Genomic DNA, 14,834 nt, shown 5'->3' with positions numbered 1-14,834 from the left:
ACAAGGTGCCGGTATCACCGCCCGGATCACGCCTTCCGGGTTCAGCCTCGTGTAAGCCACGGTTGCTAGGCTGTCTCCATTGATTGCGCGCAGAGCTTGGTCTGCTGCGCCGCACAAGCCCTTGGCGAAGCCGTTATAATCGCGCATTGTGAAATTTTCTTTACCTTTTGAGAGAGCAACATGAGCCTGAATAAAGTCCCGGCCGGACGCAATCTTCCTGACGATTTCAACGTAATCATCGAGATTCCGATGAATGCCGACCCAATCAAATATGAAGTAGACAAGGAAACCGGCGCCATTTTCGTCGACCGTTTCATGGGCACGGCCATGCACTATCCTTGCAATTACGGCTACATTCCGCAAACCATCTCCGACGACGGCGATCCGGTCGATGTCCTCGTAATTACGCCGTTTCCGCTGATTCCCGGCGTGGTGGTCCGCTGCCGCCCGATCGGCGTACTGAAAATGACGGACGAAGCTGGTGGCGACGCAAAGCTGCTCGCAGTTCCGGTGGACAAGGTTCTCCCCATCTATACCCACTGGCAGAAGCCGGAAGACATCAATGATTTGCGCCTGCAGCAGATCCAGCATTTCTTCGAACACTACAAGGATCTGGAAAAAGGCAAGTGGGTAAAGATCGAAGGCTGGTATGGCCCGGAAGAAGCGAAGAAGGAAATTCTTGCCAGCGTAGAAGCCTACCGCAAGTCACAAGACCAGTAATCGGCGCGCCATGATGCCTCTTCGGTGAGGCGATGGTAAACATGCTGATGTTTTAAAAAGCGCACTTTGCAGTGCGCTTTTTATTTGGCAAATCTCGTTACGAGCATTCCGCCGAACTGGTTCAGCGCCAGTCCGCACAAGACCAGCATGCCGGCTGCAATCTTCCACCACTGCAAGGGTTCGCCTAGCACAAGCGACGCACTGATCATGCCGGCAACGGGAACCAGCAGGCTGAACGGTGCAATGGTGGCGGTGGGATACCGGCGCATCAACACTGACCAGATTCCGAAGCCGAGAATCGTGGTCGGATAAGATTGGAACAACACCGCGCCGATGGACAGCCAGTTCAATCGGGAAAACGCCGTTGCAATGGCGTACGGTCCTTCGATCAGCAGGGATGCGACGAACAAGGGCGGTGCCGCGAGAAGCGATCCCCACACTACCAGGGCCAACGCATCCACCTTTCCCATGCGCTTGGTAAAGATATTGCCCACTCCCCAGGAAAACGCGGCGGCGATTACAAGCAGAAAGCCAATGATTGTGGTGGTGGCCTGCAGATGCATGGCCACCAGGCCCATCCCGCTGAAGGCAATGAGTGCGCCAAGCAATTGTGCTTTCATCGGGCGCTCACCCAATAACATCACTGCAAGACCAATGCTGAAGAAAGCCTGCAGCTGAACCACAAGCGACGCCAGGCCAGGCGGAAAACCGAGCTTCATCCCTGAAAAAAGCAAGGTGAACTGTAGCGCAAACTGGAAAATCGCATATCCCGCAAGAAGGCGCCATGGCACGGCAGGCCTGCGTACGAAGAAAACCATCGGTAGTGCAGCACAGGCAAAACGCAAGGCGCTGAATAATACCGGTGGCAGATCTTGCAAACCGACCTTGATGACAACGAAATTAAAGCCCCAGATTACGACGACAAGCAAGGCAAGGAGGATATCCGCAGGTTTCATGACAGTGAGCCGATGGCAGTTGGTCGTTATGCGTGGTGGTTGGTAGGGGGACGATGTGAAGATTGTATTATTTCCGTGTGATGATTAAAGTGGATCCTGGAAAAGGATTATTCTCATATAGAAAATATGCTAGATCTTCAGCGCCTTGTTGTCTTTGCCGCCGTTGCGGATACGCGCAGCTTTTCGCTCGCTGCCGCGCGGCTGGAAGTGTCGAACTCGCATGTCAGCAAACAAGTCTCCGCCCTTGAAAAAGAATTGCATACGCGCCTTTTGCATCGCACGACGCGAAGCATCAGTCTGACCGAGGCAGGCGAAATCTTTCATCGCCGTTGCAAGGCGATACTGTCCGATGTGGCCGCCGCCGAACAGGAGGTCTTGCGGCGTCTCGATACACCGCAAGGTGTATTGCGTGTGACGGCGCCACCAAACCTCGCCAATGCCAGCCTTGGCGACATCGTCCATGATTTCATTGCGGCCTATCCGCAGATTCAGCTCGATTTGACGCTGTCAAACCAGTTGTTCGACTTGGCGGAGGAGTCGATTGATATTGCGCTGCGCATCGTCGATGACATCCCCATGAACGTCTACGCACGGAGGCTGCGTAAGATAGGCTGGAATCTTGTCGCCAGTCCGGCCTATCTCAAACGGCGAAAAGTCCGTGATCTCGCCGACCTGGCCCCCCTCGACTGCCTGTCGGATAGCACGACTTCGCCGAGGGATATATGGCTGTTTACGTCCGGAGGTCGAAGCATCGAAGTGCCGGTGACACCTCGTGTCCGCTGCGGCAATAGCGAGTGGCTCAGACAATGCGCGCTACGCGACATGGGCCTCGCCCTGCTGCCGGATTTCATGATCGAGGGTGATCTCGCCCAAAAACGGCTGGTGCGCCTCCTTCCCGGATATGAGGCGCAGCCGCAGAAGTGGTTGTACGGAATTTATCTGCCGAACCGCTACCTGTCATCCAAGGTAAGGTTATTCCTTGATGCCGTGGAAAACGGTTTGCGAAAGGACTAGTGCTGATCAATGCCTACTGTACCTGTCCAGCCATAAAAACCTTGGACACTAACCTCAATATTGTTGCATTCATGCCGATAAAGGAAAAGGGATCCGCATGTCTGAACGGCGCGGCGCATCGACAAGGTGCAGGCTATGGCTCATCATAGGTCCTATCAGCGTACGCATACTCAGGAGCCTATAAGTGGTTTTCGAAAATACGGCACCAAGTGGAACTGTGGTTGCACCTGTATCGTCAGGCGGTGTCAATGACGATGATTCCGCCGTCCGCGCGCGCGACCGCCTGTTGCAAAAGATCAGCGCAGAAGCGGACTTGCCCGCGCTGGGCAGTTCGGTTTCCAGGGTTGTGCAAATGGCATCCTCAGACGATGAAGCGGTAAGGGCGCTGGCGCATTTCATCCTGTCCGACGTAGCACTGACGCAAAAGATTTTACGCATTGCTAATACGGTATCCTATCGCACCGCTGCCGGCAGGCCGGTCACCACGGTATCGAAGGCAATCTTCTTGCTTGGCTTCGACGTCGTGAAAACCAGCGCGCTGGCGATGCTGCTGGTCGACGGCATGTCCACGCGGCATGGCAAGAACGTTCGCACCGAACTTAACCATGCATTATGTGCCAGCATCGTCGGTCGCGAAATGGCACGGCGCAGTCAGTACAAGGATGCAGAAGAAGCGGTAATCGCAGCGCTATTCAAAAATATCGGACGGCTTTTGGTTGCATCACACGATCATGGTCTTTATACCGAGATTGCCCGGTTGGTCGAGAGCGGTAAGTTCACCCCGGTCCAGGCGTCGATGCAAGTCTTGGGTTGCAGTTTCGACTTGCTGGGTGAAGCTGTGCTACGCGAGTGGAATATCCCCGAGACGATCATCCTCGCCTTGGCGCCGCCGCCCGCGGGCGTACTGAAGCCTGCCAAGGGGCGGCAGGAATGGATGCAGCAGGTTGCGGCCTTCAGCTCCGCGGCGGCGCGTCTCATTCCCGACATGAATGATCCGGGACAGGAGGCGCCCGGCAAGGCCGTGCTGACCCGGTTTGGGCACGCACTCAATCTCGACCAGGCCAAGCTGAGCCAGTTGTTTGCCAGCGTAGCCGAAGAAACCCGGGTTCTTGCCAGCAATGCGGAGCTGGTCATGCGTGTGGAAGATCATTCGGATGTTGTGGCTGAACCCTCTTCGACAGCTGACAACAATCATGGCAATTACAGCAAGCATGCTAGTGCCGACTCAGACGCATCGAATGCAGATACCGGCCTGCCCAGCGAACTGCTGCTGGATCTGATTGATGACGACCGGGCGGTGTTCGTCAGTGACCGTCATGCTAGCGGGAAGCCAATGAATGCACGCAACCTGTTGCTTGCGGGCGTGCAGGACGTGACGCACATGATGGCGTCCGGCCGTTGCAAGGTAAACGATTTGCTGCTTCTTGTGCTGGAAACGCTGTACGGCAGCATGGGTTTCAGTTTTGCCACGATTTGCCTCAAGGATGCCCAGACACAGCAATTTCGCGCGCGTATTTCGATGGGCGACAACTTCGCGCAAAGGCAGGCCGGATTTGCATTCCCGGCCGCCGCGTCGCACGACCTGTTTCATCTGGCGATGGAGAACGACGCGGACCTGATGATTTCCGACGCCAGCGTGCCAAAGATCCGCGCTTTGTTGCCCGAGTGGCATCGATCGCTTCTGCCTGACGCACGCAGTTTCATCGTCCTGCCAATGGTGGTTCAGAATAAGCCGCTGGGCTTCCTCTATGCAGACCGCACACAGGCCGCTCCGGAAGGGGTGCCTCCTGACGAAACCGTGTTGATCAAGACCCTGAAAGGGCAGGTTCTGACGGCGCTGCGGCCACGTTGATTGTTGTTGGCCTGCGGTACCGCGCCGATCGCAAATGTGTACGACTCGCCAGGATTTTTGGGTGAGTGGTGCACGATTGATTACGAATCAGCGCAGCAATACATAGGCGACACAGGCAACTGCAACCGCAACGGCACCCGCGGCCACTGCGCGCGCATTGACGGTAGCCGATGATGTCGTTTCATTGCTGTCAGATGTGGTCGATACAGCAGGAATAGCAATCCGCATGCTCTTGCGTGCACGTCTTTCCTTGAGCAGGTAGCGCTTCAGATCCAGCGCAAGTTCTTCAGCCGTCTGATAGCGTTTCTCCGGGCGTTTTGCCATGGCCTTCATGACGATATGCGACAGACTTGCCGGCACCCGTGCGTCGACTTCGATGGGCGGCACCGCTGCCTTATAGGCGATCTGCTGAATCAGTTTGTCTGCGCGCTCGGCGTTGAAGGGGGTGCGTCCTGTAAGCATTTCATACATGACGGCACCGAGCGAATAGATATCGGTACGCATATCGACGGCTTTGCCCGCAGCCTGTTCGGGAGACATGTAATTGGGTGTGCCGAGAAGCTTGTTATCGCGCATCATGGTGTACGGTTCATCCGCGGGCGCATGTCGCTCCGCGAGGCGGTTCGGCGAACGTGCGATGCCGAAGTCGATCAGTTTTGGATGATCATCCTTCACCATGAAGATATTGGACGGCTTGATGTCGCGATGAATGACTTCGCGGCCATGCGCATGATGCAAGGCATCTGCGATTTTCCATGCGAGCGAAGCCACTTCATCGGGTGTATAACGATGTCCGCTTTCCAGGATGCGATTCAGTTCGCGTCCCTGCAAATATTCCATCGCCAGATAGGTGGTGCCGTTTTCATTAAGCGCATCGTACACGGTGACGATATGCGGGTGGGACAGGCGTCCTGCGGCGCGCGCTTCGTTGATGAATTGCTGTTCGAAACGCGCCTTCTCAGCAAGATTGAGATGTGGATTAAAGGTCTTGATAGCGACATCGCGGGCAATCACGGGGTCATGCGCCAGATAGACACACCCAGCTGTGCCGCGCCCCAGTTCGCGGGTAACGCAAAAACGGCCGATCCTGCTGTTGGCGGGCAGGCTAGGAGAAAAAACGGCTGGTGTCGGCATCGTCATGATGGCGTGAGAATGCCGTCAAGTGGTGTTTTTGGCAAGCAATTTGCGCAGTAAATTTGTACGATTACCACTGCCCAACCATATATGACGGCTTTGATTGACTGTCGGTTATTTTATCTGTCTGAAGGGACTGTGTTCGTTCAATTCGTCAATGTAGGCGTCAATGCCGCCCGCTTCCTGTTCGAGAAAACGTTCGATCGCGTCAGCGAACGCAGGATGGGCAAGCCAGTGTGCGGACCAGGTTTTTTGCGGCAGAAAGCCGCGCGCCATTTTGTGCTCGCCTTGCGCGCCGCCTTCAAAACACTGAATGCCACGTTCGATGCAGAATTCAAGCGGCTGGTAATAGGCGGTTTCGAAATGCAGGCAGGGCACTTCTTCGATCGCCCCCCAATATCGGCCGTACAGGTTGCGTTCGTCATGGATGACGAGAGAAGAAGCGATGGGGCGGCTGTCACGCTCGGCAATGATGATCAGTATATTGTCTGGCATCGACGTGCCGATCCGACGAAAGAAATCGAGGTTCAGATACGGGGTGGAATAGTGCGCGGCATAAGTATGGTCATAGCAGCGCTTGAAGAAGCGCCAGTCGGCATCCGTGGCATCGTGTCCGCCAATGCGGCAAAAACGTACGCCGGCTTCTTGCACCTTGCGGCGCTCGGCACGGATATTCTTGCGCTTTTTGCGATCGAGCGTGGACAGGAATTGTTCAAAATCCTGGTAACCGTCGTTCAACCAGTGGAACTGCACACCACTGCGCAGCATGAAGCCTGCTTCGTGTAACGCCTCGGCTTCCGCTTGCGGAGGAAACAGGATGTGTGTCGAGGACAGATCGTTTTCCACCTGCAGTTCGCACAAAGCTTCGATCAGTGCAGTTCTTGCTTCCGGGCTGTTTGCCAGCAGACGGCTTCCAGAGACTGGCGTGAAAGGAGTCGCTGATAATAATTTCGGGTAGTACGCCAAGCCGTTTCGCCGGTAGGCATCAGCCCAAGCCCAGTCGAAAACGTACTCACCGTAGGAGTGCGATTTGACATAGAGAGGCAGTGCGGCTTCCAACACTTCGGCTTTCCATAGCGTCAGGTACTGTACTTGCCAGCCGGATCTGGGTGACGCCGAGCCGGACTCATGTAATGCATGTAGAAAGGCGTAAGACAGAAACGGATTGCGCTCTGTTTGCTGCAAGACAAGAGAGTCCCATGCCTGCTGGCCAAGTTCCGAGAGAGAAGAAATGATTCGCGTGCGATAATTCACTATTGATAACTTGACTATCCGAGAGTCGAAACCGTTGCCTTTGTGAAAGCGAAAACGTCGTTAAAACATTGTTTTATACGGACTTATCCTTCATGGGTCTGCCCGGTTATAAGACTCGCCCGTTGCGTTGTTCATTCTACGCAAAAACGCTAGGCATGTTTGACGTCGTGAACAGCCTGTGGCAGTCATTACGGTAATTGAGAGTCATTCATTGCGACATTGCGCAACCATGCAGGCATACAGCATTAAGCTTGGACGTGTCGCTTCCCGGAGGTAACGCAAAAAGATGGCTAAAGAATTTTTCAGCATTTATTCTCATGACTTTGCACGTGTTGCAGTAGGCGTTCCACGTTGCCGCGTTGCGGATCCTGTATCGAATGCCGCCGAGACAATCGCCCTTGCTACCAAGGCGGCAGGCGAGGGCGCAGCACTCATCGCTTTTCCGGAACTGGGCCTGTCGGCCTATACGTGCGATGACCTGTTTCATCAACGCGCCTTGCTTGATGCTTGCACCGAAGCACTAGCGACGATAGTCGAGGCTTCCCGGACACTGCCGATCGCCATGATTGTCGGTCTTCCGTTAAGGGTCGAACACCGGCTGTTCAATTGTGCGGCCGTCGTGTCCGGCGGGCGCATCCATGGCATCGTTCCCAAAAGCTACCTGCCTAACTATGGTGAGTTTTATGAGGCGCGCCAGTTCAATGCCGCGGACAGTACAACGGCCGAGGTGATCACGCTGTGTGGACAGGCCGTTCCCTTTGGCGCGGCGCTGCTGTTCGAGATAGAAAACCTTCCGCTGTTCCGGTTCCATGTCGAGATCTGTGAAGATGTATGGGTGCCGATTCCGCCATCCTCTTTCGCTGCACTTGCGGGCGCCACCGTGCTGGTCAACTTGTCGGCATCCAATATCGTGGTTGGCAAGTCCGGCTATCGGCATCAATTGGTGTCCCAGCAGTCGGCCCGCTGCCTCTCCGCTTATTTGTATTCATCGGCAGGAAAGGGTGAATCGTCGACCGACATGGCTTGGGATGGGCAAGCGCTGATCTATGAAAACGGTGAGAAGCTCGCCGAATCGGAGCGCTTTTCGGATGATTCACATTTAATCTACGCCGACGTCGACTTGGAGCGTTTGTCTCGCGAACGCATGCGTACCGGCACCTTCGGGCATTCGGTCCAACGGCACAAGCTGGAAGTGACGAAATTCAGGGTCGTGTCTTTCCAGCTCGACCTGCCACTCGACAAGCCAATGCGCCTGAACCGCAGTGTCGAGCGCTTTCCTTATGTGCCTTCCGATGCAAGGCGACGCGACGAGCGCTGCGAGGAAGTCTATAACATCCAGGTCCAGGCATTGGTGCAGCGCCTGTCGGCTTCCGGCATATCCAGGGTTGTCATCGGCGTATCGGGGGGGCTTGACTCGACGCATGCACTGCTGGTCTGTGCCAAGGCCATGGACAGGCTGGGCCTGCCGCGTACCAACATCATCGGTATCACCATGCCCGGCTTCGCCACCAGCGACAGGACCTTGCTGCAGGCAAGGCAGTTGATGGAGGTGGTCGGCTGCTCCGCAAGCGAGGTCGATATCCGGCCGAGTTGCCTGCAGATGCTCAAGGACATCGGACATCCGTATTCGGAAGGCAAGGAAGACTACGATATCACCTTCGAGAACGTGCAGGCGGGCGAGCGTACCAGTCACCTGTTCCGGATCGCCAATTTCCGGAACGGCATTGTCATTGGTACCGGTGACCTGAGTGAGCTTGCGCTCGGGTGGTGCACTTATGGCGTCGGCGACCATATGTCGCACTACAACGTGAACGCCAGCGTACCCAAGACACTCATCACACATCTGGTGCGCTGGGTCGCCGAAACCGGGCAGATTGGGGGTTCCGGGTCAGACGTGCTGATCAATATTCTCGATACCGATATTAGTCCCGAACTGGTGCCTGGCAAGTCCAATAAGCAACCCGGGCAAAAGACGGAAAGCGTCATCGGGCCCTACGAGCTACAGGATTTCAATTTGTATTACACGCTGCGATTTGGCTTTGCACCGTCCAAGGTGGCGTTCCTTGCGTACTCCGCCTGGAACGACCGGGAAGCCGGTCGATGGCCCGAGGGAGGGCACGTTGCACGTAACGAATATGACCTGGCAGCGATTAAGCGTAACCTGGGAATTTTCCTGTACAGGTTCTTCAAGACCAGCCAGTTCAAGCGGTCCTGCGTGCCGAATTCGCCGAAAGTGGGATCAGGCGGCTCGCTTTCTCCACGCGGCGACTGGCGCGCGCCGAGTGATTCCGAGGCCGTTGTCTGGCTTGAGGACCTGAAGAATATTCCCGATGCATGACATGTCGAAATATAATCGTTGGATAGAACTTGCCGGCCTTGAGATTTCGTAGACGATTTACTAAGAAGGAGCTGTTATGAAGCTGGTTACCGCAATCATCAAACCATTCAAGCTGGACGAAGTGCGCGAGGCGCTCGGGGAAATCGGCGTAACTGGCCTGACCGTCACGGAAGTGAAGGGTTTTGGCCGTCAGAAGGGGCATACCGAACTGTATCGCGGCGCCGAGTACGTCGTCGACTTTCTGCCCAAAGTGAAGATCGAGGCGGTCATTGATGAAAAGCAGGTCGAGCAGGCAGTCGACGCGATCATCAAGGCGGCGCGCACGGGCAAGATCGGTGACGGCAAGATTTTCGTCCGCGAAGTCGAGCAGGTTATCCGCATTCGTACCGGCGAAACCGGCCCGGACGCAGTCTGACCCCCTGGGCGACAAGCCGGGTTACTCCAGCCGCACGCCCCGGTGCCAGGTGACCAGTCGCGCGACCGCGATCGCAAGCGCACTGGTCCACAGTGAAAAATCCGGTGGAATACCGGTTTTTTGCATGAGCAGGTACATCCAGCATCCCCCGAACGAGCAGATGGCATAAGGCCGGCCATCCCGCAACACCATCGGGATTTCATTGCAGACGATATCGCGCAGTACACCCCCAAAAATGCCGGTGATGACCCCCATCATCGAAGCGATGAAGATCGGCATGCCGGCTTCCAATGCCTGCGACACCCCGACGATGGAAAACAGCCCGAGACCAAGCGCATCCGCAATCACGATCATGCGTTCTGAAATCAGTCTGCGTAGCGTCTTGATGGCCTGTGCCGCCACCAATGCCAGCATGAAGATAAGGATTGCGTATTCCTGATGGGTGACCCAGAACAGCGGGCGCTTATCGAGCAGGATGTCGCGCAAGGTTCCACCGCCGAACGCGGTAATAAACGCTACTGTAAAGATCCCGACCACGTCCATCTTCTTTTGCCTCGCCTCGATGAAGCCGGAAAATGCACCGACCAGGATAGCGAGGATTTCGAGGATTTTGATCAGGGACATGCGCTTAGAATGGAGTGGTAATCAGCGCATGATACTGGGGAAGCAGAAAAATGCACAATTGCCTGTCAAAGCTGCCCCTGTGTTGCGTGCAGATTGGGAACAACCTGAACGCGTCCCGGTATGGGGTGATTGTGTACCTATGTGATCGTGTAACCGGATTGCGGCCAGGCGGAGAGCAGGTTGTACGGACTCGTCCAAGTTTTACACACGGACAATCAAGCCTTTAGCAACACCACCAACGCGCCTGCGCCGCCATCTGCTGCTCGCGCCTGGCAAAAGGCGATCACTTCCTCCTTCTGCACGAGCCAGCTGCGTACCTTGCTCTTCAATACCGGTTCCTTGTTGATCGAACCCAGGCCTTTGCCATGGATGATGCGGACACAGCGTATTCCTCGCTTGACGGCGTTGCGCAAGAACTCCGCCAACGCCTCGCGGGCTTCCTCGCGACGCAATCCATGCAAGTCGAGCTGTGCCTGAATAACCCAGTGGCCACGACGCAACTTGCGCAAGGTGTCCGGTCCGATATTGGCCCGCGCATAGCTGAGCGCTTCGTCAGTGTCGAGCAGCGTATCGACATTGAACTCGTCGGAGAGCGATTCCTGCAGCGCGGCCTGTTCATCGGCTAGATGCTGACGGGCGATTGGGGCAGGGCGCGGTGTGACGGGTTGCGCCTTTGGTGCGGAACGCAAGGGAGCAACTTCGCCAATCGCACTGCGAAACAGTTCGGCATCGCGCCGGCTTTCTTTCTCGCGACGCAGCCGTTCTTCTTCCGCTGCCTTGCGGGCTTCTTCCTTTGCCTTGATTTCCGCTCGCAGGGACTTGAGCGCGGCAAAATCCTTGATGGGGCCAGACATGATGGGCTATTCCTTTGGCCGGGATGCAGAGGGCCTTCAATGGCGTCCCGGGATACTACTTTGTACGGAATCCGCGTTGCAGGTTCCGTACACGCGAGGTCTTATACCAATTCTGACCTGTTACGTTTTGGGCTGGAACCGGTATTAGCCCTCAAGGCTTTCAAGATAGCGCTGGGCGTCCAGTGCGGCCATGCAACCCGTGCCGGCACTGGTAATGGCCTGGCGGTACACATGGTCCTGTACGTCGCCGGCCGCAAATACGCCAGGGATATTGGTTGCAGTTGCCATCCCTTCAAGGCCGGTCTTGGTCTTGATGTAGCCGTTCTGCATGTCGAGCTGGCCTTCGAAGATGCTCGTATTCGGCTTGTGACCGATGGCAATGAAGAGTCCATGCACGTCGACCTTGCTAAGGCTGGCGTCCTTGACCGATTTGATGCTGATCCCGGTCACGCCACTGTCGTCACCCAGCACTTCTTCCAGGGTATGGTCCCATTTCACCTCGATCTTGCCTTCGGCGACCTTAGCCATCAGGCGATCAATCAGGATCGGTTCCGCGCGAAACTTGTTGCGACGGTGAATGACAGTCACCTTGGTCGCGATATTCGACAGATATAAGGCTTCTTCGACCGCGGTATTGCCGCCGCCGACGACTGCCACGTTCTGGCCCTTGTAGAAAAAACCGTCGCAGGTAGCGCAGGCGGACACACCCTTCCCCATGAAGGCTTCTTCGGAGGGCAGGCCGAGGTACTGGGCCGACGCGCCGGTCGCAATGATCAGCGAATCGCAGGTGTACTCACCGGAATCGCCGATCAGGCGCATCGGTTTTTCAGTCAGTTTGGCAGTGTGAATGTAATCGAAGATGACTTCGGTATCGAAGCGCTCGGCATGCTGCAGCAGGCGCTGCATCAGTTCCGGACCTTGCACGCCCATCGGGTCGCCGGGCCAGTTTTCGACGTCGGTCGTGGTCATTAGCTGGCCACCTTGCTCGACACCGGTAATCAGGACGGGTTTCAGGTTAGCGCGGGCAGCGTAAACGGCGGCGCTGTAACCAGCCGGGCCGGAGCCGAGAATCAGAACGTGGGCGTGTTTGGTGGTTGCCATGGCAGTAGAAAAGTAAGTAATTGTGACAATTAAGCGCGTGGGTGCAGTGAAAACGGCGCCTCTGCGATTCATATGTCGCCAAAAGGCAAAATTTCAACAGCCTGTCAGTATTGCACCCGAAAAACTGGTTAAGATTATAGTCGAACATGCCCTGCGAGGCGGAGCGTCGACCAAAATCCGCTAATCACACGCCCGGAAGCGGCGCTTCCCGAATTTCACATAAGTTATGAGTAGAACAACCCAAGCCTATACCCGTAATACCAGCCCGCCGGAAGCCAATCCGCTGCCCAACCGGCTGGTGCGCCTGCTGTCGGAAGCACGCTGGTTCGTGCTGACGGTGGTTACCGTCTATCTGGTTCTTATTTTTCTGACCTATTCCAAGACCGATCCCGGCTGGTCGCAAGCCAATGTGGTGCCGCATCTGCACAACTGGGGCGGGCGCATCGGTGCCTGGCTGGCCGACTTGATGTTGTTCATCTTCGGTTTTTCGGCCTGGTGGTGCTGTGTCTTCCTGCTGCGCTCCGTCATGAAAGGCTATCGCCGGCTTTCCCAGCGGTTTCTGCTCCAGACTGAACCCGAGCCCGAACACCATACCGAAGCATGGGTACGCGCCATCGGTTTCGTACTGATGCTGTTCGGCAGTGTCGCCATCGAATATCTGCGCATGTATTCGTTGAAGGCCCAACTGCCTCGCGCGCCGGGCGGCGTACTCGGAGAACTGATCGGCGGCGCCGCGCAGCATGCATTCGGCTTTACTGGCGCGACCTTATTTTTGCTGCTGCTGTTCGGTGTCGGCTTCAGCCTGTTCTTCCATGTATCCTGGCTTGCTGTGGCGGAGCGTATCGGCGGCGTCATTGAAACCTTGGTCGAGCGCGTGCAAAACCTGTATGCCGCACGCGAAGACCGTAAGGTCGGTCAGGTTGCCGCAGTCAAGCGCGAGGAAGTGGTGGTGCAGGAGCGTGCCAAGATTGTTGAGGCGCCGCCGATCCGCATCGAGCCACAGGTGGTCGCGGTACCGAAATCCGAGCGCGTGGAAAAGGAAAAACAGGTTTCCCTGTTTGCCGATCTTCCCGATACCAACCTGCCGCCGCTGTCGCTGCTGGATGAGCCGCCGCCGGCGCAGGAAACCGTCAGCATCGAAACCCTGGAGTTCACCAGCCGCCTGATCGAAAAGAAGTTGTCCGACTTTGGCGTGGAAGCCAAGGTGGTCGCCGCCTATCCTGGTCCGGTGATCACCCGTTACGAAATCGAGCCGGCGACCGGCGTGAAGGGCAGCCAGATCGTCAACCTGGGGCGTGACCTTGCGCGTTCGCTGTCGCTGACGTCGATCCGTGTGGTCGAGACCATCCCCGGCAAGAATTACATGGGACTTGAACTGCCGAATCCGAAACGCCAGATCGTGCGCCTGACCGAAATCCTCGGTTCCAAGATCTACAACGACAGTGCGTCAAGCCTGACTGTCGCGCTCGGCAAGGACATCGCCGGCAATCCGGTGGTGGCCGACCTGGCCAAAATGCCCCACCTGCTGGTCGCCGGTACGACGGGCTCCGGCAAGTCGGTAGGTATCAATGCCACCATCCTTTCGCTGCTGTACAAGTCCGATCCCAACAATGTGCGGATGATCCTGATCGACCCGAAGATGCTGGAAATGTCCGTCTATGAAGGCATTCCGCACTTGCTGGCGCCGGTCGTCACCGACATGCGTCAGGCGGGTCATGCACTGAACTGGGCGGTCGCCGAAATGGAGCGTCGCTACAAGCTGATGTCCAAGCTGGGCGTACGTAACCTTGCAGGCTATAACACCAAGATCGCCGAAGCGGAGAAGAAGGAAGAAAAGATTCCCAACCCCTTCAGCCTGACCCCGGATGCGCCTGAGCCGCTGGAAAAATTGCCGACGATCGTCATCATCATCGACGAATTGGCTGACCTGATGATGGTGGTCGGCAAAAAGGTGGAAGAACTGATTGCGCGTATCGCGCAGAAGGCGCGGGCAGCCGGCATTCACCTGATCCTCGCCACGCAGCGCCCGTCGGTCGACGTGATCACCGGCCTCATCAAGGCCAACATCCCGACGCGCATCGCCTTCCAGGTTAGCAGCAAGATCGACTCGCGTACCATCCTTGACCAGATGGGCGCCGAAACGTTGCTCGGCATGGGCGACATGCTTTACATGCCGCCCGGTACCGGCTTGCCGGTGCGCGTGCACGGCGCCTTCGTATCGGACGATGAAGTGCACCGCGTGGTCGAGCACCTCAAGGCCCAGGGGGAACCGAATTACATAGAAGGAATCCTAGAAGGAGGCGTAGCCGAAGAGGGTGGCGATGCCGCATTCGGCGGAGAAACCGCCGCAGGCGGTGGCGAGTCGGACAACCTGTACGACCAGGCCGTCGCCGTCGTACTGAAGAACCGCCGCGCATCGATCTCCCTCGTGCAGCGACATTTGCGGATCGGCTACAATCGCGCAGCCCGGTTGTTGGAACAGATGGAGCAGAGCGGTTTGGTTTCCTCGATGCAATCGAATGGCAACCGCGAAATTCTTGTTCCGGCCGGCACTACCCAGGAATAGGAAAAC

Annotated in this window: 12 protein-coding genes; 6 read left to right on the top strand and 6 right to left on the bottom strand. The window is 56.6% G+C overall.

Going from position 1 to position 14,834, the window contains the following annotated elements:
• Positions 1-180 precede the first annotated feature (180 nt).
• Complete coding sequence (ppa, locus tag ACFQUU_RS05375; protein ID WP_382243755.1) at positions 181-720, top strand: inorganic diphosphatase; 540 nt, start codon at positions 181-183, stop codon at positions 718-720.
• An 80-nt stretch (positions 721-800) separates the two neighbouring features.
• On the opposite strand, the gene ACFQUU_RS05370 is transcribed toward ppa, so the two are convergent.
• Positions 801-1,676 carry an EamA family transporter gene (locus ACFQUU_RS05370; protein ID WP_382243752.1) on the bottom strand — a complete coding sequence of 292 codons (876 nt, stop codon included), beginning with the start codon at positions 1,674-1,676 and terminating at the stop codon, positions 801-803.
• Between the two features lie 126 nt (positions 1,677-1,802).
• Here ACFQUU_RS05370 and ACFQUU_RS05365 point away from each other — a divergent pair, with 126 nt between their 5' ends.
• On the top strand, positions 1,803-2,690 hold the full coding sequence (locus ACFQUU_RS05365) for a LysR substrate-binding domain-containing protein (protein ID WP_382243749.1): 888 nt from the start codon (positions 1,803-1,805) through the stop codon (positions 2,688-2,690).
• A 184-nt stretch (positions 2,691-2,874) separates the two neighbouring features.
• The gene (locus ACFQUU_RS05360; RefSeq protein WP_382243746.1) at positions 2,875-4,542 is read left to right on the top strand and encodes an HDOD domain-containing protein; all 1,668 of its coding nucleotides are present in this window, start codon (positions 2,875-2,877) and stop codon (positions 4,540-4,542) included.
• Between the two features lie 87 nt (positions 4,543-4,629).
• Here ACFQUU_RS05360 and ACFQUU_RS05355 read toward each other — a convergent pair whose 3' ends face one another.
• Positions 4,630-5,682: a serine/threonine protein kinase gene (locus tag ACFQUU_RS05355; RefSeq protein WP_382243743.1), complete on the bottom strand. Its 1,053-nt coding sequence runs from the start codon at positions 5,680-5,682 to the stop codon at positions 4,630-4,632.
• 108 nt (positions 5,683-5,790) lie between these two features.
• Entirely contained in the window at positions 5,791-6,930 is a 1,140-nt protein-coding gene (locus ACFQUU_RS05350) for a GNAT family N-acetyltransferase (protein WP_382243740.1), read from the bottom strand.
• Between the two features lie 286 nt (positions 6,931-7,216).
• Here ACFQUU_RS05350 and ACFQUU_RS05345 point away from each other — a divergent pair, with 286 nt between their 5' ends.
• Together ACFQUU_RS05345 and ACFQUU_RS05340 are read left to right on the top strand one after the other, a co-directional pair.
• A complete protein-coding gene (locus ACFQUU_RS05345) occupies positions 7,217-9,268 on the top strand; it encodes an NAD(+) synthase (RefSeq protein WP_382243738.1) in 2,052 nt (683 codons plus the stop codon).
• Between the two features lie 76 nt (positions 9,269-9,344).
• Positions 9,345-9,683 (top strand): P-II family nitrogen regulator, encoded by a 339-nt coding sequence (locus tag ACFQUU_RS05340; protein WP_382243735.1) that lies wholly within the window; start codon positions 9,345-9,347, stop codon positions 9,681-9,683.
• Positions 9,684-9,704: 21 nt separating this feature from the next.
• On the opposite strand, the gene ACFQUU_RS05335 is transcribed toward ACFQUU_RS05340, so the two are convergent.
• From ACFQUU_RS05335 to trxB, 3 genes are all read right to left on the bottom strand, one after another.
• On the bottom strand, positions 9,705-10,307 hold the full coding sequence (locus tag ACFQUU_RS05335) for a trimeric intracellular cation channel family protein (protein ID WP_382243732.1): 603 nt from the start codon (positions 10,305-10,307) through the stop codon (positions 9,705-9,707).
• A gap of 215 nt (positions 10,308-10,522) precedes the next feature.
• A complete protein-coding gene (locus ACFQUU_RS05330) occupies positions 10,523-11,161 on the bottom strand; it encodes a Smr/MutS family protein (RefSeq protein WP_382243729.1) in 639 nt (212 codons plus the stop codon).
• A gap of 144 nt (positions 11,162-11,305) precedes the next feature.
• Entirely contained in the window at positions 11,306-12,262 is a 957-nt protein-coding gene (gene trxB, locus ACFQUU_RS05325) for a thioredoxin-disulfide reductase (protein ID WP_382243726.1), read from the bottom strand.
• Positions 12,263-12,488: 226 nt separating this feature from the next.
• On the opposite strand from trxB, the gene ACFQUU_RS05320 reads away from it, so the two are divergent.
• Positions 12,489-14,828, top strand: a complete 2,340-nt coding sequence (locus ACFQUU_RS05320; protein ID WP_382243722.1) for a DNA translocase FtsK — start codon at positions 12,489-12,491, stop codon at positions 14,826-14,828.
• Positions 14,829-14,834 lie beyond the last annotated feature (6 nt).

This window comes from Herbaspirillum sp. GCM10030257 (assembly GCF_042666555.1).
Classification (GTDB): Bacteria; Pseudomonadota; Gammaproteobacteria; order Burkholderiales; family Burkholderiaceae_D; genus Noviherbaspirillum.
This window is presented reverse-complemented; position numbering and strand designations above follow the sequence as displayed.